This window comes from Rhodanobacter sp. Soil_C_14, assembly GCF_057657335.1.
This window is the reverse complement of sequence record NZ_JBDGIQ010000002.1, coordinates 217,560-240,867: the sequence shown is the minus strand read 5'-3', so window position 1 is coordinate 240,867 and position 23,308 is coordinate 217,560. Positions and strand designations below refer to the sequence as shown.

The following is a 23,308-nucleotide window of genomic DNA, read 5'->3' as shown; positions in this document are numbered from 1 at the left end:
CGGGCGTGATTCTTCGCGATGGCCAGCCGATCGTGCCGCAGGCGTGGCGCGCCGATCGTCCATGGAGCCGCCTGCGCGGCCTGCTCGGGCGACCGCCACTGCACGGCGGCGCGGCGCAGGCGCTGTGGCTCACGCCCTGCGGCGGCGTGCACACATTCGGCATGGGCTATCCGCTGGACATCGTTTTCCTGGACCGGGACGGGCGCGTGCTGGAATGCTGCGAAAGCCTGCCGCCGTGGCGCACCTGCCTGCGTTCCGACGCCTGGCAGACGGTGGAGCTGGCGCCGGGCGGCATCGCCGCGCTTTCGCCCGCACGCGGCGAGGAGTGGACATGGCAGGCACACTGAAAATCCGCATCGGATGCGTGGTCATGCTGCTGGCGCTGGCTGGCTGCGCCGCGTCGCCCACGCAGCGCCTGGTGAAGACCGTCGCCCGGCAGCAGCGGGCCGAACAGGCGTACCGCGGCGGCCATCCCGAACAGGCGCTGGCCGACTACCAGGCGCTGGTGCAGCAGCTGCCGCAGAACGCGGACTTCTGGTTCCGCCTCGGCAACGTCTACGTGCGGTTGCAGCGTCCCGACGATGCGGTCGACGCCTACCAGCACGTGCTGCGCATCGAGCCCGGCCACGCCAAGGCCTGGCACAACCTGGGCATCGTGCGGCTGCGCCAGGCCGAGGCCGCGTTTGCGCAGGGCGCGCAACATGCGACCGGCATCGACGCCGGCCTGCAGCGGGACAGCGCGGCGATGGCGCATGGCATTGCCGCGCTCGGTGGCGCCGCGCCGGACACGCCGGCGTCCTCCACCTCGGCGCCCCCGCCACCTGCTGCCGGACGGCAGCCATGAACCTGGGCGGGCGGCAACGCGGCCAGGCCGTGGTCGAGACCTGCGTGGTGATCCTGGTGTTCGGCGTGTTCCTGCTGGGCATCCTGCAGGCGATCCTGTTCTACCGGGTCAAGACCACGGTCGACTACGCCGCGCTGGAAGCCGCCCGCAACGGCGCCACCCACAACGCGAAGATGAGCGCGATGCGGGTCGGCCTGGCGCGCGGCCTGATGCCGCTGTACGCGCACAAGGTCGGCAACGGCGAGGCGACCAGGGCGTATGCCGAGGCCTTCGTCGCCGCCAGCAATCCGCTGGTCAGCGAGATCAGGGTGATCAGCCCGACCAAGGCCGCCTTCGCCGACTGGAAGGAGCGGCAGTTCGACGGCGTCGAGGCGATTCCCAACGACAGCCTGGCGTTCCGTCCCTCGTCCGCTGGCGGCCGCAGCGGGCTCACCGTGCAGGACGCGAACGTGTTGAAGATCCGCGTGGTGTACGGCTACAAGATGATCGTGCCGGTGATCGACAAGCTGGTGATCGCGATCTTCCGCGAATCGTTCTACAAGGGCCTGAGCGCCCGGGAAATCGCCATGCTGGAAAGCGGCCGCCTGCCGATCGTGAGCCAGGCGATGGTGCGCATGCAGACGCCGATCCGCGACGCGGGCGTGCTGCCGTGAAGCGATGCCTGATCGTCATGGCGTGGGCCGTGTTTGCGCTGCCGGCGTCTGGCCTTCGGGCGGCCGAGCTGCCCGACGTGAAGATCGACGCGGTGCTGCAAGGCAGCGGCATCCGCACCCTGGCCGGGCACGATGGGGTCGCCGCCGAAACGATCTGGATCAAGGGCGACAAGACGCGGGTGGACTTCGACGCGGGCGCAGGGCGTCGCGGCCGCATCCTGCGCGGTGGCGATCATGCGTGGCTGCTGATGTCCACGTCGCGGCGGGCCTTGCCGGCCGACCACGTGCGGATCGGCGCGATCACCCGGCTCGACGTGGCCAGGCCGTGCTGGGATCTCGGTTTTGCCTGCGCGCCGGTGGAAAGTCGCCGCATCGCCGGTCGCCCGGCGTACGGCTGGCGCTACCGCCACGCCGGCCATGCCGGCCCCGGCGGCAGCGACAGCGGCGTGTTCTGGATCGATGCCGAATACGGCCTGCTGCTGGCCTTCGAGGCCAAGGACAGCGCCGGCCACACCCGTCGCATGGAGGCCACCGCGGTCGGCTTCGCGAAGATTCCCGACGACACCTTCGCCTTGCCCGAAAGCCTGCGCATGGACGTAAAGAAGGCCGATTCGCGGGCGGACCGACTGCGCCGTTACGCGCAGTGAGCGGTCAGGCAAACAGGTCGGACTGGGCCTGGTAGCTGTCGCGGTCGACGAAGCCGGACAGGCCCACGCCGACCAGCCGGTAGCGGCTGTCGGCCGGGCGTTCGACCCGCTCGCGCAGGGCGCAGGCGATGTCGCCCAGTTCGTCGGCGGACAGCGGTCGGGTGGATGGCGTGAGGCTGCGGGTCAGGGTGCGGAAGTCGGAGGTCTTCAGTTTCAGCACCACGGTGCGCGCCACCCGCTCGCGTTCTCGCTGGTAGCCGGCCCAGGCCTTGGCGGCGAGCTGGCGGATGTGCGGTTCGAGATCGTCCAGGGTGAGGTCGTGCTCGAAGGTGTCTTCGGCGGAGATCTGCAAGGTGGGACGATCCGGCTGCACCGGGTGCTCGTCGATGCCCAGCGACAACTCGTGCAGGCGCCGGCCCCAGCGACCGAAACGCTGTTCCAGTTCGGCCAGCGCCAGCGCGCGCAGGTCGGCCACGGTGACGATCTGCAGCGCCGCCAGCTTCGCCTCCATCACCTTGCCCACGCCGGGCAGGCGGCCCACTTTCAGCGGGGCGAGGAAGGCCTCGACCTGGTGCGGACGCACCACGAACAGGCCATCGGGCTTGCGGAAGTCCGAGGCGATCTTGGCCAGGAACTTGTTGGGCGCCACGCCGGCCGAGGCGGTCAATTGCGTCTCCTCGCGGATCGCCGCCCGGATCGCCTCCGCCGTGGCGGTGGCCGAGGGCAGGCCGGTTTTCGTTGCGGTGACGTCGAGATAGGCCTCGTCCAGCGACAGCGGTTCGATCAGGTCGGTGTGCCGCGCGAAGATCTCGCGGATCTGCCGCGACACCGCCTTGTAGCGCACGAAGTCCGGCGGCACGAAGACCAGCTGCGGGCATAGTCGCTCGGCGCTGACCGCCGGCATCGCCGAGCGCACGCCGAACACGCGTGCCTCGTAGCTGGCCGCGCAGACCACCGAACGGGCGCCACGCCAGGCCACCGCCACCGGCTTGCCGCGCAGCGAGGGATCGTCGCGCTGCTCCACCGACGCGTAGAACGCGTCCATGTCGACGTGCAGGATCTTGCGTGGCGAAGACATCGGGGGTTGCGGGCGTCACGGCATGCGGGGTGGGCCATTGTACGCAGCGCCGTCGTTTCAGTGCCGCTGCGCAGCCGCCGGCGGCAGGTCCAGGCGTTGCGCGAGGTGCTGCGCCAGCCGTTCGGCCGCGTGTGCCTGCCCGGCCAGGAACAGGAACGGCTCGATCAGTTCCAGCTCCATGATCAGGAACCGTCCGGCGCTGACCACCCCGTCGACGCGGGCGTAGGCCAGCTCGCCGTGGTTCCGCGTGTCGACGGCGGCCAGCGCTGCGGCGGCCGCGGCAAGGGTGGCCGCGTCGGGCCGGACCGCTTCGACGCTGCCGCCGTATTCGCTCTGCACCCGATAGTCACCGGCGGCCGGACGCTTGATCACCGCGTGGCTGAACTCGCCGCCGAAATACAGCAGCGACCACTCGCCCGCGCTGACGATCTCCGGCACGAACGGCTGCACCAGGAAGTCGATGCCGGAGGGCAGCCGCGCCACGTCGTCGGCGAACGCCGCATCGCCGACCCGGCCGCGCAGCGTATGCCAGGCGCCGCCGCTGATGCTCGGCTTGATCACCACCTGTTGCCCCGGCATCGATGCCAGCACCTGCGGAAGTTCGCCGGCCGCAGCGAGCCGGGTCGGGATGGTCGCCACGGCTTGCGCCGCCAGTTCGAGCAGGTAGCGCTTGTCGCTGTTCCAGCGCAGCACGCGGCTGTCGTTGAAGGTGGCGACGCCGAGCCGGTCGAGCCGGTCCAGCCAGGCGATGAAGTCGGCGTGGTGCTTGTAGTAATCCCAGATGGTGCGGATCAGCACCGCGTCGAACGACGCCCAGTCGACCGCCGGATCGTTCCACACGCAGGACACCGGCGTGACGCCGCGCTGTTCCAGCCGGCGCGCGAGCCCGGCGTCATCGGGCTGGATCGAGGGAAGTTCGGCCGAGGTGGCAAACGCGAGTCGAGTGGCGGTGGCGGACAAGAGGGGACCTCGTGGGGGAGTGCAGGACGGTTCTTCGTGGCCATCGGGTGGGCGCGCCGACGAGTCTCCACGCGCCGGGGCGGCTTTCAGTGCTCATGTTCCCATCTCACCTCGATGGCGTCGCCATCCATCGCGCCCGTCCAGTAAGCGCCCAGCCGTACCCAGCCCGAGCGGATGCGCTTGAGCGAGTCGTCGTAGACCGCCACGTGGTAGACCACCTGGGATCTGGACGTGGTGAAGAACATGCCCAGGGGCATCAACAGGCGGCGCTTCGCGTGCAGGATCCGGTAGCTGTTTGCGTCGGCCCAGGACTGCAGCAGTGCGCGCGCCTTGAGGTAGCGGCGGTAGCCGTAGTAGCTGGCCAGGACAAGCGCGACCAGGCAGAGCGGCAGCAGGCCAAGGTTGTTCATCGTTTGCGGTCTTCCGGAAGGCAGGCGATGGATGGAACCCGCTCGCGTGTGCGTGAACCGTAGCAGACAGCCGATGGGACTGGCTGAAACAGCCCGGACAATGGCAAGGTAGGCAGATGCTGACCGAACCCGCCAATGCCTATGCCCGTCGCCTGAACACTTGGGACGCCGCGATGATCGTCATCGGCGGCGTGATCGGGGCAGGCATCTTCCTCACCCCGGCCACCGTGGCACGCAGCACCTCCTCCGGGGCGGAGGTACTGGTGTTGTGGGTGATCGGCGGCCTGCTGACGCTGGCCGGCGTGCTGTGCTACGCCGAGCTGGGCGCGCGGCGCCCGCAGGCGGGCGGCATCTACGTCTACCTGCGCGAGGCGTTCGGTCTGCTGCCCGGTTTCCTGTTCGGCTGGACCATGGCGCTGATCAACTACCCCGGCAGCGTGGCCGCGGTGGCGACCATGTTTGCCGACTACCTGTGCACGGCGCTGGGCCTGCCCTCGCAGGTGTACGTGAAGCCGGTGGCGGTGGGCGCGATCGTGTTCATCGTCGGCATCAACCTGTTCGGCATCCGCGCCGGCGCGTGGATGCAGAACATCTTCACCGTGCTGAAGCTGGTCGCCGTCACGCTGCTGGTGGTCGCCGGCCTGGTGCTGGCGCATGGCCAGTCGGGGCCGGTGCTGGCGACGGACACGCTCCATCCGGTGTCGTCCTGGGCGTTTGCCGGCGCGCTGCTGCCGGTGCTGTTCACCTATGGCGGCTTCCACTATCTCAATGATCTCGCCGGTGAGGTGCGCAATCCGCAACGCACCCTGCCGCGGGCACTGGGCATGGGCATGGTCGGCGTGGTGGTCTGCTACGTGCTGGTCAATTACGCCTACCTGGCCGGACTGGGCCATGCCGGGCTTGCCGCCAGCACGGCGCCGGCGGCCGACCTGATGCGCGGCCTGTTCGGCGACGCCGGCGCCACCGTGATCGCCGTGGGCATCGCCTGTTCCACCTTCGGCTATTGCAGCATCGCGATCGCCGGTGGTGCGCGAGTGCTGCAGACGATGGGCGCCGACGGCGTGTTCTTCCGTGCCGCCGGACGCGTCGACGCGCGCACCCGCGCGCCGCAGATCGCGCTGGCCCTGCTGGGCGGCTGGGCCGCTGTGCTCACCTATTCGGGCAGCTTCAACCAGTTGCTCAACTACACCACGGTGGGCGAGTGGCTTGGTCACGTGTTCGGCATCGGCACCCTGTTCTGGTATCGCAAGCACTTCATCGACCAGCCGGCGCCGTATCGGGTGCCGTTCTATCCGCTGCTGCCGCTGATCTTCGTGATCACCGTGTTCGGCGTGATCGTGGCCAGCGCGATCCATGCCCCGGGCGACGCCGGCATGAGCCTGCTGATCATCGCGCTGGGCGTGCCGGTGTATTACGGCTGGCAGCACTGGGTCCGCCGGCATCCGGTCGGGTAGCACGGGCACGCGCGATGACATGGCGCGGCTGGCTCGCCCTGTGTTGCCTTTGCAGCCTGCAGCCCTGCCACGCCGCTGCACCGGAGCTGCCCGATCTGGCCCGTGTCGGTGCGCGGGTCAGTCTGGACCAGGTGCGCCGTGTCGGCGCGGTGGAACACGCGGCTGACGGCGTGGCGCAGCAGCGCTACGCGTTCCAGCCGGCGGCGCATCCGTCGATCGTGATGACCCCGGCGGGCGATGCGTGGGACTGGTCGGGCGAGGGCGAGCTGCATGTGCGGGTGCAGAACGCGATGCCGTGGGCGGTGACGCTGGACATCGAGATCGATGGTGCCGGGTCGCAGCGTCTGCAGGCGCGCGTGGGCGTGCCTGCCGGGCCGGCGCAGACGCTGGTGGTTCCGCTGCGCGCCACCTCGCCACGCGAACAGGGCATGCAGGTGGGGCCGCCGATGCCGTTCGGGCTGCGCGGCCGGTCGATCCTGCTGGCGACCACCGTGCAAGGCACGCTGGATCGACACCACGTGCGCGCGATTCGCCTGGGCATCCCGGGGCCGCAAGCGGTGCAGACCCTGCTGTTCGGCAAGCTGTCGACCACGGCGGGCGAGGCCATGCTGCACGAAGCCTATGCCGGTATCGTCGATCGCTACGGACAATCCACGCGCGGCCGCTGGCCGGAGAAGATCGATTCCGATGCCGCGCTGCGCGCGGCGGTCATGGCCGCTCCGGAGGCCGCGAAGCCCGCCGGCGTCGACGCTCATGGCGGACGTCTGGACGGCCAAAAGCTGCGCAAGACCGGCTGGTTCCACGCGCAAAGGCAGGCGGGGCGCTGGCAGCTGGTGACGCCCGAAGGTCATCCGTTCTTTTCGCTGGGCGTCAATGCGGTCAACGTCGGGGACCAGCGCACTCGTGTCGAGGGGCGCGAGTTCATGTTCACCGGGCTGCCGCCGGATCGTGGCGCATGGGCCGCGTTTCATGGGCGCGGCGACAGCCGGCGTCCGGGGCAGGCCGCCAGCAACGGCATCGGCCACGACCACGGACGCTGGTTCGACTTCCACGCGGCCAACCTGTATCGCATCGATGGTGCGGGCTGGTTGTCCGCATGGCGCACGCGCACGCTGGATCGGTTGCAGGCATGGGGCTTCAACACCCTCGGCAACTGGAGCGATCCGGCGTTGGGCCGGGCTCACCGGCTGCCGTATACGCGCTCGATCAACATCGCCGGCGACTACGCGAATGTTTCCAGTGGCTAATTACTGGGGCCGCATGCCCGACCCGTTCGATCCCCGCTTCGTCGCCGCCACCGAGGTGGCGGTGGCGAAGGCCAGCGCCGACGTGTGCGACGATCCCTGGCTGCTCGGCTACTTCGCCGACAACGAGCTGGCCTGGGCCGGCATCGGACCGCAAGGTCGCTGGGGACTGGCGCTGGGCACCCTGGCGGGCGAGGCGGCAAGCCCGGCCAAGCAGGGCTTCATCGCGATGCTGCGCAAGCAGTACGCGACGCCGCAGGCGCTGGCCGCCGCGTGGGGCATTCCACTGGACTCGTGGAAAGCGCTGGACGCCACCGGCTACGTCGCGCCCGTGCCGAGCGAGGCGCATCCGGCGATTGCCCGCGACTACAGCGCGTGGTTGAGTCATTACGCCGACGCCTACTTTCGCATCGTGGCCGCCACGATCCGCCGCCACGATCCGCACCATCTGTTCCTCGGCGGCCGGTTCGCGGTGTACACGCCCGAAGTCGTCGCGGCCTGCGCGCAGTATTGCGACGTGGTCAGCTTCAACGCCTACGCCGACCTGCCGCAGCACCACATCGACATGGTCCGGATGCAGGCGCTGGACAAGCCGGTGCTGATCAGCGAATTCCACTTCGGCTCGAACGATCGCGGCCCGTTTGGCGCAGGCGTGGTGCCGGTAGGGAACGAGGCGCAGCGCGGCGAAGCCTATGCGAAGTACCTCGCGGCCGCCGCGGCGAATCCGCAGGTCGTCGGCGTGCACTGGTTCGAATACACCGACCAGCCGGTGACCGGCCGCCTGCTCGATGGCGAGAACAGCCACATCGGGCTGGTGGGCATCACCGACATTCCGTTTGGCGGCTTTGTGCGGGCCGTGCGCCAGGCCAATGAACAGGCGCAGCCATCAGGCGGGCGTTGACGATGGACGAAAAAAACCCGCAGAGGGGGATCTGCGGGTTTTCGGGGGGTTCCGTCTTGATCGCGTGGAGGAGGGGGGGAGCCTCGCCACGCAGCGGGAAGAGTGTCTCACGACATGGGGCTTAATGTACTACACGGTTTGTTAATGCCGCGTAACTGAGCTGCCGCAACGGCTCGCATGCCATTTTGCCGAACGGGCGATGCATCGCCAGACTATATTTTCACCACAAAAGGTGAAAACATGGCGGCCATGAGCCTGCACCTGACCAGCCGCCAGTCCAACATCCTCGAATTCATCCGGGCCCGCGTGGCGCGGGATGGCCAGGCGCCCACGCTGGAGGAGATCGGCCAGGCGATGGGCCTGCCCCACGTCAGCGCGGTGCTCAAGCACGTGCGCTCGCTGGAGGCCAAGGGGCGGCTGGCGATCGAGCCGAACCGTTCGCGCGGCATCCGCCTGGTGGAGGCGCCCGACGCGCTGGACGCGGACACCCTGGAGCTGCCGCTGGTCGGCCGCATCGCCGCCGGCGAGCCGTTGTTCTCCGAGTCGCGGATCGAGCGCAGCCTGCGGGTATCGCGCTGGCTGTTCCGGCTCACGCCGGATTACCTGGTGCGGGTGGTCGGCGACTCGATGCGCGATGAGGGCATCCTCGACCAAGACCTGGTCGGCGTGCACGCCACGCCGGTGGCGCGGCACGGCCAGGTGGTGGCGGCGCGCGTCGGCGGCGACCGCTTCACGATCAAGCGGCTGTACTGGCAAGGCGAGGTGATCCGGCTGCTGCCGAACAGTCCCGGTTACCAGCCGATCGATCCCGACCCCAGCGAGGACTTCGCCATCGAAGGCCTGTTCGCCGGCCTGCTGAGGGGCGGCTGATGGCGGCCGTGATGCCCTTGTCGAACCTGCTCGATGCGCGCCGGGTCTGGCGCGGCCGGGCCGAACCGCCGCCCGCCGGTGAGCAGCCCACCGGCTGGGCCGCGCTGGATGCGGTGCTGCCCAGCGGCGGCTGGCCGGCGGCGGCGCTGTCGGAAATCCTGCTGCCGCTGGATGGCGTGGGCGAACTGCAACTGGTGCTGCCCACGCTGGCGCGCCTCACCCAGGGCGCGCGGCCGGTGGTGCTGGTGGCGCCGCCGTATCTGCCCTGCGTGGCCGGTTGGCGCCAGCACGGCGTGGACATGCGCCGGATCGAGATCGTCACGGCAGCCGAGACCGACGTGTTGTGGGCGACGGAGCAATGCCTGCGCTCGGGCAGTTGCGCCGCGGTGCTGGCGTGGCCACGGCAGGCCGACGATCGCGCGTTGCGGCGTCTGCAGGTGGCCGCCGACGGCGGCCGCGCGCTGGCGTTCGCGTTCCGCGACCGGCGGCATCTCTCCAATGCCTCGCCGGCGGCGTTGCGGTTGGAGCTGGAAGCGCGGCCGCAGGTGCGGGTATGGGTGCGCAAATGCCGTGGCGGAGCGGTGCCCGCCCAGCCGGTGGCGCTGCCGCGCGCCCTGCATTGATGGCGGGCGCGCATGTTGTGGGCCTGCATAGCGTTGCCGCAGCTGGCACTGGACGGTGTCCTCCGTCGTCGTGCGGACGCGGGCCCGCTCGTGTTGGTGGCCGGCACCGGACATGCGCGCAGCATCGTGGCGGCGAACGCGGCCGCGCGCGAAGCCGGCCTGCGCGTGGGCCAGCGATTGAGCGCGGCGCAGGCGCTGCTGGCGCAATTCGAGGCCTTGCCGTACCAGCCTGAGCGGGTCGATCAGTGGCATCGGTTCCTGGCCGCGGTGGCCTATCGCTACAGCGCCGAGGTGAGTCTGCTGCCGCAGGCGATCGTGCTGGAGGTCAGCCGCAGCCTGAACCTGTTTGGCTCGTGGCCGCGACTGGAAAGCCTGCTGCGCGCCGATCTCGATGCGCTGGGTTTCCGCCACCGGATCAGCGCCGCACCCACGCCGCATGCGGCGCATGTGCTGGCCGGTGTCGCCGATGGCCAGGCGGTGCTCACCGACAGGCAACTGCGCCACGCGCTGCAGCGCATCCCGCTGTCGCAGAGCTACCTGCCCGCGGCGGCGGCCGAGGCCTTGCCGGGCATGGGCATCCGCAGCCTGGGCCAGCTGCTGGCGCTGCCGCGCGACGGCCTGCGCCGGCGTTTCGGTGCGGAGTTGTTGCTCGCGCTGGATCGCCTGACCGGCGCGGTGCCGGCCGGCCTGGAAGCGTATCGGCCACCCGACCGCTTCGACCTGCGCATCGAACTGACGCACGAAGTCGAAGCCATCGGCGCGCTGGTCTTCCCATTGCGCCGCATGACGGCCGACCTGTCCGCCTATCTGGCCGGTCGCGACGGCGGCGTGCAGCGTTTCACGCTGCAGCTGGAACATCGCGAGGGATACACCGAAGTGAAGGTGGGCCTGCTCACACCCGAGCGCGAGGCCGGCATGCTGTTCGAACTGGCACGCGTGCGGCTGGAGCAGGTGCAACTGCCGCAGCCGGTCATCGCCATGCGCCTGCTCGCGCGCGACCTGCCCGCGTTCGTGCCGGCCGGCCGCGACCTGTTCGACGAGCGTCCCGCCAATGCGTTGCCGATCGAACAGTTGCGCGAACGCCTGCGCGCGCGGCTGGGTGATTGCGCCGTGCATCAGTTGGGCAGCACCACCGATCCGCGGCCCGAGCTGGCGCAGAAGGTGACGACTCACGACGACGGCTGGCGGGAACCCTCGCCACGACCGACCTGGCTGTTCGAGCGGCCGATTCCCCTGCGCGGTGCCGCGCCGCACATCCTGGCCGGCCCCGAGCGGCTGGAAACCGGCTGGTGGGATGGCGGCGAGGTGTGCCGCGACTACTACGTGGTGGAGACCGTGCAAGGCCAGCGCGGCTGGGCCTTCTGCGCGCCGGGCGAGCGCGATGGCTGGATGCTGCACGGCTGGTTTGCATGAACGCGTATGCCGAACTGCATTGCCTGTCGAACTTCTCGTTCGGCCGCGGCGCGTCCAGCGCGCGCGAACTGTTCGAGCGCGCGAAGGCCTGTGGTTACGAGGCGCTGGCGATCACCGACGAGTGTTCGCTGGCCGGCATCGTGCGCGCGCTGGAGGCCTCGCGCGCCACCGGCGTGAAACTGATCGTCGGCGCCGAGTTCCAGCTCGACGACGGCCCCAAACTGGTGCTGCTGTGCGAGAACAAGGCCGGCTATACCGCGCTGTGCGGGCTGATCACCCGCGGTCGCCGCGCCTCGGCCAAGGGCACGTATCGCCTGGGTTGCGCCGATCTGGCCGATGGCGTGCCGGGTACCTTCGCGCTGTGGCTGCCCGGACGTGAGCCCGATCCCACGCATGGTCGCTGGATGCGCAACACCTTCGCTGGGCGGGCGTGGCTGGCGGTGGAGCTGCATCACGGGCCCGACGACGCGCAACGCCTGCACGACCTGCAGCAACTCGGGCACGGCCTTGGCCTGCCGCTGGTTGCCGCCGGCGACGTGCACATGCACGTGCGGCGCCGGCTTGCGCTGCAGAACACGCTGACCGCGATCCGTCATCGCGTGCCGCTGGCGGAAGCCGGCGCGCTGATCTTCCGCAACGGCGAACGCCACCTGCGCCGACGCGAGACGCTGGTTGCGATCTATCCTGCCGCACTGATGCACGAAAGCGCCGCCATCGCCGCGCGCTGCATGTTCCGCCTCGACGAACTGACATACCGCTATCCCGCCGAGCTGGTGCCCGAAGGCCACAGCGCGACCAGCTGGTTGCGCCATCTCACTGAAGAAGGCATGCGCTGGCGCTGGCCGAATGGCGTGCCGGAGAAAGTCCGCGCGCAGATCGAGCACGAACTGGGGCTGATCGAGTATCTGAAGTACGAGTCGTATTTCCTCACCGTGCAGGACATCGTGCACTTTGCCCGCGACAAGGGGATTCTCTGCCAGGGCCGCGGCTCGGCGGCGAACTCCGCCGTGTGTTTCGCGCTCGGCGTCACCGAGGTCGATCCGGCGCGGATGAACCTGCTGGTGGAACGCTTCATCAGCAAGGAACGCAACGAGCCGCCCGACATCGACGTGGATTTCGAGCACGAGCGGCGCGAGGAGGTGATTCAGTACATCTACGCCAAGTATGGTCGCGAGCGTGCCGCGCTGGCGGCCACGGTGATCTGCTATCGCGGCCGCAGCGCCGTCCGCGACGTGGCCAAGACGCTGGGTCTGCCGCCGGACCAGGTGGATCAGCTGAGCAGCATTTTCGGCTGGCGCGGTGAGCAATCGCTGGACGAGCGCCTGCGTGAACACGGTTTCGATCCACAGGGCGCGGTGCTGCGCCGGGTGCTGAAACTCACCGCCGAGTTGCGCGACATGCCGCGACACCTGTCGCAGCACGTGGGCGGCTTCGTGATCAGCGACGCACCGCTGGCCGAGCTGGTGCCGGTGGAAAACGCGGCGATGGCCGATCGCACCATCATCCAGTGGGACAAGGACGACCTGGACACGATGCGCCTGCTCAAGGTCGATTGCCTGGCGCTGGGCATGTTGAGTTGCGTGCGCCGTTGCCTGGACCTGCTGCGCGCCCATCGCGGCCAGGATTACAGCCTGGCGACGCTGCCGGCCGAAGACCCGCGAACGTACGAGATGATCCAGCGCGCCGACACCGTCGGCGTGTTCCAGATCGAGAGCCGCGCGCAGATGGCGATGCTGCCGCGGCATCGCCCGGAAAATTTCTACGACCTGGTGATCCAGGTGGCGATCGTGCGGCCCGGCCCGATCCAGGGCGACATGGTGCATCCGTACCTGCGTCGCCGCCGCGGCGAGGAGCCGGTGGACTATCCGTCGGAAGATCTGAAGGACGTATTCGAACGCACCCTGGGCGTGCCGCTGTTCCAGGAGCAGGTGATGAAGCTGGCGATCGTGGCGGCCGGTTATACGGCCGGCGAAGCCGACCAGCTGCGCCGCGCGATGGCGGCGTGGAAGCGCCATGGCGGCATGGAGCACCATCGCGAGCGGATCATCCGCGGCATGCTCGAACGCGGTTATACGGCCGAGTTCGCGGCGCGGCTGTTCGAGCAAATCAAGGGCTTCGGCAGCTACGGTTTTCCCGAAAGTCACGCGGCCAGTTTCGCCGGCATCGTCTACGCCAGCTGCTGGCTGAAATGCCACGAGCCAGCCGCGTTCGCCTGCGCCCTGCTCAATGCGCAGCCGATGGGTTTCTACGGGCCCAGCCAGATCGTGCAGGACGCGCAGCGCCACGGCATCACGGTGCACCCGGTCGACGTGCGCCACAGCGACTGGGACTGCACGCTGGAGGACGACGAGCGCGGTCGGGGCCAGCTGGCGCTGCGGCTCGGGCTGCGGCAAGTGCGTGGTTTTCGCGAAGACGTGGCTGGGCGGATCTCGGCGGCGCGCGCCGCGCGTGCCTTCGTCGACGTGACGGATCTGTGCGCCCGCACCGGCATCGACCGGCGCCAGCAGGAGCTGCTGGCCGAGGCGGGCGCCTTGCGCGGCCTGGCCGGCCATCGCCATCGGGCGAAGTGGGCGGTGGCCGGCGTCGAGCCACAACTGCCGTTGTTCGGCCATGGCAGTCCGGCGGAAGTGGCCGTCGTGCTGCCGGTGCCGTCGACCGCGGAAAACCTGCAGTCCGATTACGCGCGCACCGGCCTCAGCCTCGGCCCGCATCCGCTGCAACTGATCCGTTCGCGCCTGCGCGCGGCGCGTTTCGCCGACTCGCGCAGCCTGCGCGGCCAACGGCACCAGAGCCTGGTGCGCGCCGCGGGCCTGGTCACCCAGCGCCAGCGCCCGCAGACCGCCAGCGGGGTCACCTTCATCACCATCGAAGACGAACATGGCCCCATCAACGTGGTGGTCTGGAGCCATGTCGCCGAGCGGCAGCGGCGCGCGTATCTGGAGGCGCGCCTGCTCGGCGTGGAAGGGCAGTGGGAGTGCGTCGACGGCGTGGCCCACCTGATCGCCCGGCGGCTGACCGACATGAGCGCGTGGCTGGGCGAGCTGGACAGTCGCTCGCGCGATTTCCATTGAATGTCCGCGCGCGTAACCCGTGCGCTGCCGGGCGCCGCGGAATCGGGTAGGCTGGCGTCACCGTCGTGACCGGCATGGGGATGCCGTCACGCGGTTCTCTTTCCAATCCGGGGGATTTATGGGTACTTCTTCGTTGGCTGCATTGGCCGGCATGGGCCTGTTCGCCATGCTGGTGATGATCGTGGTGGGCATCCTGGTGGCGGCACTGGTGCTGAGCGTCGCCTTCCGGCTGGTGGTCGGCGTCATGCCGTCCTACCTGCGTGCGCTGGGCGCGGTGGTGCTGAGCTGGATCGCCGGCGCCGTGGCGATGGTGATCATCGGCATGGTCAGCTCCGGTGGCGGCGGCGGGCTGCTGTCACTGATCGTGCAATTCCTGGTCGGCGCCTTCGTGGTGAACTATCTGCTGCTGTCGCAGAACGGCAGCCAGATCGGCTTCGGCAAGGCCTGCCTGGTGCAGGTGATCTACCTGGTGATCTTCCTGGTGCTGGCGATGATCTTCGCGGCCTTGATGGCGGTGTTCTTCGGCAGCATGCTGGCGCACGGATGATGCATCGAAGGGGCGGGACACCCGCCCCTTCGTCGTGTTTCAGGCCAGGCTGGTGGCCACGCCGAAGCTGATCGCCATGATCGCGGCCACCGCCATGCAGGCGCTGCCCGGGCGGATGCGGCGGGCGTCGATGCGCGGCACCAGCCGCCACAGCAGGACGGTGCCGATCAGCATGTCCAGCACCAGCATCCAGCGCAGCAGGCCGGAACTCAGCAGCGCGCCGTAGGGCGGGTGCAGGTGGCCTTCATAGGCGGCCACGCCGACGACCAGCAGCAGGCCGGTCATCGTCCACAGCAGGCAGGCCAGGTAGATGCGGTTGAACACCACCGCGCAGCGTTCGGTCCAGCGCATCACCGACCAGCCGATCAGGGCGAACACCAGCGCAGCCATGCTGCTGTAGAGCACCCACCACAGCAGGGTGCTGATCACCGTAAGAAGCGTCATGTGATCTGCTTGAACCCCAGTTTGCGAAACAGCTTGGCCATCAGCCAGGCCGGGCCGACCAGCAGATAGGACAGATCGGTGAGGAAGCTGGGCTTGCGGCCTTCATATTTGTGCCCGATGAACTGGCCGATCCAGGCCACCACGAACACGCCGATCGCGAGGTAGCACAGCTGCGCGGTGCCGAGCCGGTAGTACAGGAAATTGTTGAGCAGACCGAACAGGGCGAACACCACCAGCAGGCCAAGCGCCAGCCGGTGCGAGCGCCGCCAGTACCAGTAGAACGCCAGCACCATCACCAGCACCGCCCACGAGCCGGGACGCAACTGGCTGATCGGCACCGGGATCGCCCACAGCAGCGCGATCACCGACCACAGGATCGGCGGCACGCAGAACCAGTGGAACACCTGGTTGGTCGGGTTCTGGTGGTCGCTGCTGTAGCTGTCGAGCCAGTCCTGCATGGTGCGCATGGCGTTCCCCCGTTGAACGTTTCAGTCGAGCCGGATGCCTGCCAGTCGCTGCAGGGCCTCGGCATATTTGGCGGCGGTGCGGGCGATCACGTCGTCCGGAATCACCGGGCCGGGCGCGGTCTTGTTCCAGTCCTGCGTCTCCAGCCAGTCGCGCACGAACTGCTTGTCGTAGCTGGGCGGACTGATGCCCACGCGGTATTCGTCGGCGGGCCAGAAGCGCGAGGAATCCGGCGTCAGCATTTCGTCCATCACGTACAGCTTGCCGCTGGCATCGGTGCCGAACTCGAACTTGGTGTCGGCGATGATGATGCCACGTTCGGCCGCATAGGCGGCTGCCCAGCGATAGATCGCCAGGGTGGCGTCGCGCACCTGGCCGGCCAGTTCGCTGCCGACCGCATCGATCACCGCGTCGAAGCTGACGTTCTCGTCGTGGTCGCCCACCGCGGCCTTGGTCGACGGCGTGAAGATCGGTTCGGGCAGTTGCTGCGCCTGCTGCAGGCCGGCGGGCAGGGCGATGCCGCACAGCGCGCCGGTGGCCCGGTAATCCTTCCAGCCGGAACCGATCAGGTAGCCACGGGCGATGCATTCCACCGGCACCGGCTTCAGCCGTCGCGTCACCACCGCGCGCTTCTCGTACGGCGCGAGATCGGTGCCCGGCGGCAGCACGTCGGCCAGCGGCACGTCGAGCAGGTGGTTCGGCACCAGGTGGGCGGTCTTGCCGAACCAGAAATTGGACATCTGGGTGAGCATTTCGCCCTTGCCCGGGATCGGGTTGGGCAGCACCACGTCGAATGCCGACAGGCGATCGGTGGCCACCATCAGCAGGCGGTCGTCGTCCAGCGCATAGACATCCCGCACCTTGCCGCGGTGGATCAGTTCGAGTCCGGGAAGGTTCGATTGCGGCAGGATGGTGGGCACGGCAGCGGGTTCCACATGGCGGGGAAGCGCCCATTCTAGCCGTTGCGGCACCGTCGCCGGTAACGCGCTGTGGGGTTTCGGGGGCACTGCTAGAATTGGCGTCCTTTGGCCCCATGTGTTGCCGATGCGCATTCCATTGATCGCGGTGCTGGTCCTGCTCGCCGCCCCCACGCTCCATGCCGGCACGCCGGCAGCCCCGGCCCGGCTCGGCCTGTGTGCCGCCTGCCACGGTGCCGACGGCCACGCCAGCATGCCCGGCGTGCCGAACCTGGCCGGGCAGCGGCTGGACTATCTGCGCGACGCGCTGAAGCAGTACCGCGACGGCCGCCGCAGCATCCCGGTGATGCGCGCCGCGATCGGCCCGGTCAGCGACGCCGAGCTCGACGCGCTGGCGCGCTGGTACAGCGCGCAACTTCCCCAACCGCAGGCCCAACCGCAAGGGCAGCCATGAGCTTCACTTATACGCTGTGGTTCGCGTTCTTCGGACTGATCATCGGCCACCTGCCCGGTGCGGTCACCGGCGCGGTGCTCGGTTTTATCTTCGACAACATGCGCTACAGCCAGCGCAAGAACGCCACGCCGGAAGCCGGCGGTTTCGTGGGCCCGCTGTTCACCCTGCTGGGCGCGGTGGCGAAGTCCGACGGCCGCGTGTCGGAGCAGGAGATCGCGATCGCCGAACGGCTGATGACGCGAATGAACCTGGATGCCGAGCTGCGCAAGCAGGCGGTGGTCAGTTTCAACGTGGGCAAACAGCCGGAGTTCGACGTCACCCGCACCATCGCCGAGTTGCGCAACTGGGTCGGCCTGCGTCGCGACCATGCCTTCCCCGTGCTCGACGTGGTGATCGAGACGGTGCTGGCCGAAGGCAATCCGCCGCCGGAGAAGATGTCGATCCTGCGCCAGCTTGCCTTCGCCCTGCGCATCAGCGACATGGAGCTGATGGCGCTGATGGCGATGAAGGGCTACGCATGGAACGCCGGTCCCGGCGGCCCGCGCGGCGGCAACCAGCACTACGGCAGCGGTGGTGGCTACGTGCCGCCGCAGCGCACCCCGCAGGGGCCGGACCCGTACGCGGTGCTGGGCATCGACCGCAACGCCGACGAACGCGCGATCAAGCGCGCCTACCGCAAGCTGATCTCCGAACACCACCCCGACCGCCTCGGCGACCTGCCCGAAGACATGCGCAAGCGCGCCGAATCGCGCGCCAGCGAGATCAATGCGGCGTACGACCGGATCAAAGAGCAGCGCGGGTTCAAGTGATCAGAGCCGGGAATAGGGAATGGTAGAAGCGGCCATGCGGTGGCATTTGTCGCACGAGGCTTCATAATCTTCCCGATTCCCGATTCCCGATTCCCGATTCCCGATTCCCGATTCCCGATTCCCGATTCCCGGCTTATGAGCAAGCAATCCCCCATCATCGCCCCCTCCATCCTCGCCGCCGATTTCGCGCGGCTCGGCGAGGACACCGCCGCAGCGCTGGCCGCCGGTGCCGACTGGGTGCACTTCGACGTGATGGACAACCATTACGTGCCGAATCTCACGATCGGCCCGATGGTTCTTGAGTCGCTGCGCAAGTTCGGCATCACCGCGCCGATCGACGTGCATCTGATGGTCAAGCCGGTGGACCGCATCGTGCCGGACTTCGCCAAGGCCGGCGCCAGCCTGATCAGCTTCCATCCGGAGGCCAGCGAACACATCGACCGCACGCTCGGCCTGATCAGGGAATCCGGTTGCCAGGCCGGCCTGGTGTTCAATCCGGCCACGCCGCTGGATCATCTCGACTACGTGATGGACAAGCTCGACATGATCCTGATCATGTCGGTGAACCCGGGTTTCGGCGGCCAGAAATTCATCCCGGGCACGCTGGACAAGTTGCGCCAGGTGCGCGAGCGGATCGAGGCCAGCGGCCGCGACATCCGGCTCGAAGTGGATGGCGGTGTCACCGCGCAGAACATCGGTGTGATCGCCGCCGCCGGCGCTGACACCTTTGTGGCCGGCTCGGCGATCTTCCATGCCGCGGACTATCGCACCGAGATCGAGGCCATGCACCGGGCGATTGCCGGATCGCGCACATAAAAATCCCGACGCAGTGAACGGCTGCGCCGGGATAAACGTCGTCGGAGACGTGAGAGGAAACACCATGATTGGTGTGCCGGCACGGCCACTATGGGGAGGGACTCACGCCGTGCCGGCACGTTCCACGGCAAGGAACCGCACCAATCACCAGTTCTGACCGGGCTGGTCGGCTTTGGTTCCCGCGATGCGGGGCGAAACCGCCATGCCGTCATTCAGTTTCAGCCGGCGCGCCTGCACCACGTAGCGCAGCGGGCCGCCCGGAACCACCGCATCGAACGGATAGCAGGTGACCAGCCACAGCCCGTCCATGCTGTCGCGGGGCGGAATGCGCGCCTGCCGGCTGTCGATGACGCGGCTGTCCGTCACCACGTAGTCGCTGCTGCCGCGCGGTCCGTCCAGGGCCAGCCGGTCGCCCGGGCGCAGCGAGGGCAGGAAGCGGAACTGGGTGTCGCGATGCGCGCTGATCACGCCGAGTCCCGCGGCGCCCGGGCGCGCGCCGCCGGTACTCCAGCCCGGGCCGAACGCCAGCGCCTGGCCGCTGTCGCCATCCAGCACGATCAGGTCCTGATGCAGGCGCGGTACGCGCAGCCGCGCCAGCGGGGCGATGTCGGCCCACGGCCACGGCCGCTGGGAGAGCCGTCCGTGATCGGAGCGCGTCCAGGCCCGCTCCAGCAGCAGCTGCGCCAGCGCGGCCTTGGCGTGAATCCAGACGCCGTCCAGGCCCAGTCCCGCGGCCAGCATCAGCGCGCCGAACATCAGCGCGCGCCATGCCCGCTGCCGGATCATCGGCATGCCCGTTGCCGCCACCACGCCAGCGCCGCCAGCAGCAGCGCCAGCAGGGCCAGCCAGAGTTCCAGCTCGGCCGCCGTGGCGGTCTGCGCGAAGTGGGTGCCGGCGGGCATCACGTTGGGAATCTGCTGGTGCTTCAGCGCGGCATCGGCGCTGCGCGCCGGGGTCCGGTCCACCGCCACCAGGCTGGTATAGGCGCTGACCAGATGGGCGTCCAGCGCGGTGCGGGTGATCGCCTCGACCAGCTCCGGCGCATCGCCGCCGCGGGCCAGCTGGTCGGACAGGTCGGCGATGCGCGACTGCGCCCACAGCCGATCCAGTCCCGCGGCCGGCCTGGCGGCGGACAGATCCGCGGGCACCGTCCACGCCCGCTCGGCCAGCTGGCCGTGCACCTGCACGCGGTCGACCGGCGCGGCCAGCCTGGCGGTGACCAGCAGCGGCTCGCCCAGGTACAGGTCGGGCAACTGCCGCGGATAGACGTCGCTGCCGGCCGGCCAGTCCACCTCGAGGTCGCGCAGGGCAGGGTGATCCAGCCGGGCCAGCAGGCTGACCATCGCCTTGCCCACGTTGCCGGTGTCGGTGACCAGGGTTTCGCTGCCGCGGCCATGACGCGCGGCGGCCTGCAGGAAGCCCGCGTTCGGCGCATTGCCGATGCCGATCGGGAACAGTCGCGAATCACCCAGCTGCTCGTCGATCAACTGCATCAGGCCGTTCGGATCGTCGACCGCGCCGTCGGTGGCGAACAGCACCTGGCGCACGTAGCCGGCCGGCGCGTGGCCGGCCAGCGCGAAGCGTAGCGCCGGCGCCATCTCGGTGCCGCCGTTGGCCTGCAACTGGTCGACCCAGGCGCGGGCTTTCTGCAACGCCTCGGGCGTGGCGGCCACCGCTTCGCTGGACCAAGGGTTCAGTGTCGAATTGAATTCGGCCACGTTGAAGCGGTCGCCCGGCTGCAGCTGGCTCAGCGCCAGGTCCAGCGCCGCACGCGCCTGGCGGATCGATTCGCCGCCCATCGAGCCGGAGGTGTCGATGATCAGGATCAGCTCGCGCGGCAGGCGCTGCGCCTGTTGCTGCAGCGGCATCAGCATCAGCATCGCGTAATGGGCGCCGTCGATGTCCTGGCGGAAGCTGGCCACGTTGGGCTGGGTTTGCGGCTGCGGCTGCCAACTCAGCATGAAGTCGCGGTCCGGCAGCACGCTGGCGTCGCGCAGGCGGATGTCCCAGCGCTGGTCGTGCCGCGTGCTGATGATCGCGTGACTGGAGCTGTCCACGCTGGCCAGTGGCACGCCGGCATCCAGCTGCACCGCGATGTGCGTGCGCAGCGGCGCCTGCGCGTTGTCGTCGGCAAACACCTGCGGCGTGTCGATGCCGGCGTCGCCGGGCCGGGCGCCGTCGCGCATGTGGTAGCGCGGGGTGAAGGTCAGCGGAAAGCGCAGCGAGAACCTGCCCGCGCTGTAGTCGACGCGCTGCCAGTAGCGCAGCACGATCGTCACCGTTTCGCCCGGCGCCACGTTGGTCACCGCGGTGCGGAACAGGTTGCCGCTGTCGGCCTCGACCAGGGCCGCGCGCTTGCCGCTGTTGCGGGCCTGTTCGAACACCTTCTTCGCCGCCTCCTTGCGCTGGATGTCGGCCACGACGCGGCGTTCGCCGATCTCCAGCGACATCGAATACACCGCCGCGCCGTCGGGCAGCGGCAGCAGGTACTGCGCCTCCAGCCAGTCCTTGCCGCTGTTGCGGAACTGCTGGCGCAGCTGGACTTCGGCAACCAGCCCGCTGACCTTGTACTCGACATCGGTGTCGAGACTGGCAAGCGCCTGCAGCTGGCCGCTGGCATCGCGCCAGCGCAGCTCGCCGCTGCCCGGTTCGGTGGCGTGCGCGGCGAGGCCGAACGAGGGGCCGGCGAACAGCAGGCCGGCGAACAGCAGCAGGTGAAAGAAGAGTCTGGATGATGCGCGCATGGCCGTCCCTTGGTCGTTGGCGGGGTTGTTGGCGGGTGCTACGGCTGCATTGCCGCATCCGGCGCGGCGCGGGCCGCGTCGGGAATGCGGCGGCTTGCGGCGCAATCGGGGCAGAACGATGGCAGGCGCCGTGGACAAAAAAATCCCCTCGCGAGGAGGGGACAAGGAACACCATGGAGGACGGAACAGGGGAGGTCGGAACTAAAGCGGTTGCCAGTCCGCGTCGGGCTCGTCCTGGCCAACGCCCGCTGCGCTTCCCTGCGCAGCGAACGTGCCAGTGCCTTCCACGGCGGGCGGAAGCAGGCGGAACAGGGGGAATCGGTGGAGGGTCATGACAGTCTCCCGAATCAGGGGTGGAGCATCAGATGCCGAGCAGCAGGCCCAGCAGCAGGGCGCCCAGCGCCAGGGTGATGCGCAGCGGTTCGAAGCCGTGCAGTTCGGCATTTGCGTCGCGCGGGTCGGTATCGAGTTTCATGAGCTTTCTCGTCGGGGGGGGGACGACTCCATCAAAACGCCGGTGGCGGCGCGTGCGGCGGCGGCGAGCGGCCGGTTTGCCGTTCGCTTGTGGCAAAACGCGGGCATTCGTCGCCGATGGCTTGCGTCCGGGTGCTTCGCATAGCACGCTGCGCCCACCATTCGAAGGGAACGCATCATGGGCCGCAGCATTGCCATCGTCGAAGACGAACCGTTGATCCGCGCCAATTACGTCGAGGCGCTGAACCGCTTCGGCTACGACGCGCGCGGCTACGGCTCGCGCCAGGAAGCGTCCAGCGCATTCGCGATGAAGCTGCCCGAGCTGGTGATCATCGACATCGGCCTGGGCGACGAGCCGGAAGGCGGCTTCGACCTGTGCCGCGAGCTGCGCGCGAAATCCTCGACGCTGCCGCTGATCTTCCTCACCGCGCGCGATTCGGATTTCGACGTGATCTCCGGCCTGCGCCTGGGCGCCGACGACTACCTCAGCAAGGACACCAGCCTGCACCAGCTGGCCGCGCGCATCGCCGCGCTGTTCCGCCGCATCGAATCGCTGAAGGCGCCGGCTTCCAGCGAGACGGTGATCGAGCACGGCCCGCTGAAGCTGGAATCCGAGCGCATGCGGATCACCTGGAACGACGAGGAGATCCCGCTCACCGTCACCGAGTTCTGGATGGTGCACACGCTGATCCGCTTCCCCGGCCACGTGAAGAATCGCGACCAGCTGATGCGCGAGGCGGAACTCGTCGTGGACGACGCCACCATCACCTCGCACATCAAGCGCATCCGCAAGAAGTTCATCGCGGTGGCGCCGGAGTTCGACGCAATCGAGACCGTGCACGGCGTGGGCTACCGGTGGAAGCCGTGACGCGTGGCGCATGGCTGGTCGTGGCGTTGTGCGGATGGGCCACGCTGGCGCAAGCCGCCACGCCGATGGATGACGTGCTGGCCCGCGGCGCCCGCGACGGCAGCGCTCCCGCATGGGCGATCAGCGTGGCCACACCGGCCGGCTGGACGCGCGACTGCTGCACCTACGCCCGCGCCATCGGCGTCAATGCGGTGCTGTACCAGGGCGAATGGAGCGGCAAGCCGCAGCGGGTGATGGTGCTCAACGTGTGGCCGCGCGAGCTGGGCACGCTGGCCGATGAAGTGCAGGCCGATCGCAAGCGCTACCTGCAGCACGACCCGGCCGGCAAGACCTCCACCTTCGTCGTGCGCCATCCGGCGATGCCGTGCGAGGCTTCGGTGTACGAAGGCAGCGACCACGTCGACGACGTGCTGGTGTTCTGCGACCCCGGCGCCGCCAGCGGCGTGCGGCTGAGCTGGTCGATGGCCTTCGACGATGCCGATCCCGCGCGCCAGGCGCTGCTCGATGACTTCATGCGCGTGGTGGTGGCCAGTCGCTGGATGAAGGACACCGCGGCGCCGGCCACGCATGCACCCTGATCTTCCTCGCCCTGATCGACCGCT

The 23,308-nt window shown here is 69.0% G+C and carries 25 protein-coding genes; 17 read left to right on the top strand and 8 right to left on the bottom strand.

The annotated features are described in order from the left end of the window. The first annotated feature begins 5 nt into the window (after nt 1-5). The 4 genes from AC3A56_RS06670 to AC3A56_RS06655 are packed head-to-tail and all read left to right on the top strand — an operon-like array spanning nt 6 to nt 2,144. The gene (locus AC3A56_RS06670) at nt 6-347 is read left to right on the top strand and encodes a DUF192 domain-containing protein (RefSeq protein ID WP_235580623.1); all 342 of its coding nucleotides are present in this window, start codon (nt 6-8) and stop codon (nt 345-347) included. Beyond that, entirely contained in the window at nt 332-844 is a 513-nt protein-coding gene (locus AC3A56_RS06665) for a tetratricopeptide repeat protein (protein ID WP_487769759.1), read from the top strand. The genes AC3A56_RS06670 and AC3A56_RS06665 overlap by 16 nt, the downstream gene beginning before the upstream one ends. Next, a complete protein-coding gene (locus AC3A56_RS06660) occupies nt 841-1,497 on the top strand; it encodes a TadE/TadG family type IV pilus assembly protein (RefSeq protein ID WP_056715320.1) in 657 nt (218 codons plus the stop codon). The genes AC3A56_RS06665 and AC3A56_RS06660 overlap by 4 nt, the downstream gene beginning before the upstream one ends. Further along, complete coding sequence (locus AC3A56_RS06655) at nt 1,494-2,144, top strand: hypothetical protein (protein WP_487769758.1); 651 nt, start codon at nt 1,494-1,496, stop codon at nt 2,142-2,144. Before AC3A56_RS06660 ends, AC3A56_RS06655 begins: the two co-directional genes overlap by 4 nt. A 4-nt stretch (nt 2,145-2,148) precedes the next feature. Here AC3A56_RS06655 and dinB read toward each other — a convergent pair whose 3' ends face one another. From dinB to AC3A56_RS06640, 3 genes are all read right to left on the bottom strand, one after another. Further along, nucleotides 2,149-3,222, bottom strand: coding sequence for a DNA polymerase IV (dinB, locus tag AC3A56_RS06650; RefSeq protein WP_487769757.1), 1,074 nt, complete (start codon nt 3,220-3,222; stop codon nt 2,149-2,151). Nucleotides 3,223-3,279: 57 nt separating this feature from the next. After that, a complete protein-coding gene (locus tag AC3A56_RS06645) occupies nt 3,280-4,182 on the bottom strand; it encodes an ATP-grasp domain-containing protein (protein WP_487769756.1) in 903 nt (300 codons plus the stop codon). 86 nt (nt 4,183-4,268) lie between these two features. Next, nucleotides 4,269-4,592, bottom strand: a complete 324-nt coding sequence (locus tag AC3A56_RS06640) for a hypothetical protein (RefSeq protein WP_056715331.1) — start codon at nt 4,590-4,592, stop codon at nt 4,269-4,271. Nucleotides 4,593-4,708: 116 nt separating this feature from the next. Here AC3A56_RS06640 and AC3A56_RS06635 point away from each other — a divergent pair, with 116 nt between their 5' ends. The 8 genes from AC3A56_RS06635 to AC3A56_RS06600 all read left to right on the top strand — a co-directional run bounded on the left by AC3A56_RS06635 (nt 4,709) and on the right by AC3A56_RS06600 (nt 14,715). Further along, nucleotides 4,709-6,046 carry an APC family permease gene (locus AC3A56_RS06635; RefSeq protein ID WP_056715333.1) on the top strand — a complete coding sequence of 446 codons (1,338 nt, stop codon included), beginning with the start codon at nt 4,709-4,711 and terminating at the stop codon, nt 6,044-6,046. A gap of 14 nt (nt 6,047-6,060) precedes the next feature. Then, nucleotides 6,061-7,293 carry a hypothetical protein gene (locus AC3A56_RS06630; protein ID WP_487769755.1) on the top strand — a complete coding sequence of 411 codons (1,233 nt, stop codon included), beginning with the start codon at nt 6,061-6,063 and terminating at the stop codon, nt 7,291-7,293. Further along, nucleotides 7,277-8,191 carry a hypothetical protein gene (locus AC3A56_RS06625; protein WP_487769754.1) on the top strand — a complete coding sequence of 305 codons (915 nt, stop codon included), beginning with the start codon at nt 7,277-7,279 and terminating at the stop codon, nt 8,189-8,191. The genes AC3A56_RS06630 and AC3A56_RS06625 overlap by 17 nt, the downstream gene beginning before the upstream one ends. Nucleotides 8,192-8,440: 249 nt before the next feature. Then, the gene (lexA, locus tag AC3A56_RS06620) at nt 8,441-9,061 is read left to right on the top strand and encodes a transcriptional repressor LexA (RefSeq protein ID WP_056715361.1); all 621 of its coding nucleotides are present in this window, start codon (nt 8,441-8,443) and stop codon (nt 9,059-9,061) included. Beyond that, nucleotides 9,061-9,684: a translesion DNA synthesis-associated protein ImuA gene (imuA, locus tag AC3A56_RS06615; protein ID WP_056715339.1), complete on the top strand. Its 624-nt coding sequence runs from the start codon at nt 9,061-9,063 to the stop codon at nt 9,682-9,684. Before lexA ends, imuA begins: the two co-directional genes overlap by 1 nt. A 12-nt stretch (nt 9,685-9,696) precedes the next feature. Next, entirely contained in the window at nt 9,697-11,097 is a 1,401-nt protein-coding gene (locus AC3A56_RS06610) for a Y-family DNA polymerase (protein WP_487769753.1), read from the top strand. Continuing rightward, a complete protein-coding gene (locus AC3A56_RS06605; protein ID WP_487769752.1) occupies nt 11,094-14,168 on the top strand; it encodes an error-prone DNA polymerase in 3,075 nt (1,024 codons plus the stop codon). The genes AC3A56_RS06610 and AC3A56_RS06605 overlap by 4 nt, the downstream gene beginning before the upstream one ends. A gap of 118 nt (nt 14,169-14,286) precedes the next feature. Next, the gene (locus AC3A56_RS06600; protein WP_056763701.1) at nt 14,287-14,715 is read left to right on the top strand and encodes a hypothetical protein; all 429 of its coding nucleotides are present in this window, start codon (nt 14,287-14,289) and stop codon (nt 14,713-14,715) included. A 39-nt stretch (nt 14,716-14,754) separates the two neighbouring features. On the opposite strand, the gene AC3A56_RS06595 is transcribed toward AC3A56_RS06600, so the two are convergent. From AC3A56_RS06595 to AC3A56_RS06585, 3 genes are read right to left on the bottom strand one after another with little or no spacing between them, the layout of a single operon-like run. Next, nucleotides 14,755-15,159 carry a hypothetical protein gene (locus AC3A56_RS06595; RefSeq protein ID WP_056715349.1) on the bottom strand — a complete coding sequence of 135 codons (405 nt, stop codon included), beginning with the start codon at nt 15,157-15,159 and terminating at the stop codon, nt 14,755-14,757. Beyond that, nucleotides 15,156-15,626, bottom strand: coding sequence for an Mpo1 family 2-hydroxy fatty acid dioxygenase (locus AC3A56_RS06590; protein WP_487769751.1), 471 nt, complete (start codon nt 15,624-15,626; stop codon nt 15,156-15,158). Before AC3A56_RS06590 ends, AC3A56_RS06595 begins: the two co-directional genes overlap by 4 nt. A gap of 21 nt (nt 15,627-15,647) precedes the next feature. Beyond that, nucleotides 15,648-16,544, bottom strand: a complete 897-nt coding sequence (locus AC3A56_RS06585) for a phosphoribosylaminoimidazolesuccinocarboxamide synthase (RefSeq protein ID WP_487769750.1) — start codon at nt 16,542-16,544, stop codon at nt 15,648-15,650. 124 nt (nt 16,545-16,668) lie between these two features. On the opposite strand from AC3A56_RS06585, the gene AC3A56_RS06580 reads away from it, so the two are divergent. From AC3A56_RS06580 to rpe, 3 genes are all read left to right on the top strand, one after another. Beyond that, nucleotides 16,669-16,995: a c-type cytochrome gene (locus tag AC3A56_RS06580; RefSeq protein ID WP_056715356.1), complete on the top strand. Its 327-nt coding sequence runs from the start codon at nt 16,669-16,671 to the stop codon at nt 16,993-16,995. Continuing rightward, nucleotides 16,992-17,804, top strand: coding sequence for a co-chaperone DjlA (djlA, locus tag AC3A56_RS06575; protein ID WP_056715359.1), 813 nt, complete (start codon nt 16,992-16,994; stop codon nt 17,802-17,804). Before AC3A56_RS06580 ends, djlA begins: the two co-directional genes overlap by 4 nt. A gap of 135 nt (nt 17,805-17,939) precedes the next feature. Beyond that, nucleotides 17,940-18,620, top strand: coding sequence for a ribulose-phosphate 3-epimerase (rpe, locus tag AC3A56_RS06570; RefSeq protein ID WP_487769749.1), 681 nt, complete (start codon nt 17,940-17,942; stop codon nt 18,618-18,620). A gap of 144 nt (nt 18,621-18,764) precedes the next feature. On the opposite strand, the gene AC3A56_RS06565 is transcribed toward rpe, so the two are convergent. Next, nucleotides 18,765-19,412, bottom strand: a complete 648-nt coding sequence (locus AC3A56_RS06565; protein WP_487769748.1) for a class GN sortase — start codon at nt 19,410-19,412, stop codon at nt 18,765-18,767. Next, nucleotides 19,403-21,364, bottom strand: coding sequence for a marine proteobacterial sortase target protein (locus AC3A56_RS06560; protein ID WP_487769747.1), 1,962 nt, complete (start codon nt 21,362-21,364; stop codon nt 19,403-19,405). The genes AC3A56_RS06565 and AC3A56_RS06560 overlap by 10 nt, the downstream gene beginning before the upstream one ends. A 652-nt stretch (nt 21,365-22,016) precedes the next feature. Here AC3A56_RS06560 and pdsR point away from each other — a divergent pair. Further along, the gene (pdsR, locus tag AC3A56_RS06555; RefSeq protein ID WP_007807361.1) at nt 22,017-22,706 is read left to right on the top strand and encodes a proteobacterial dedicated sortase system response regulator; all 690 of its coding nucleotides are present in this window, start codon (nt 22,017-22,019) and stop codon (nt 22,704-22,706) included. Next, on the top strand, nt 22,694-23,284 hold the full coding sequence (locus tag AC3A56_RS06550) for a hypothetical protein (protein WP_487769746.1): 591 nt from the start codon (nt 22,694-22,696) through the stop codon (nt 23,282-23,284). Before pdsR ends, AC3A56_RS06550 begins: the two co-directional genes overlap by 13 nt. Nucleotides 23,285-23,308: the final 24 nt, after the last annotated feature.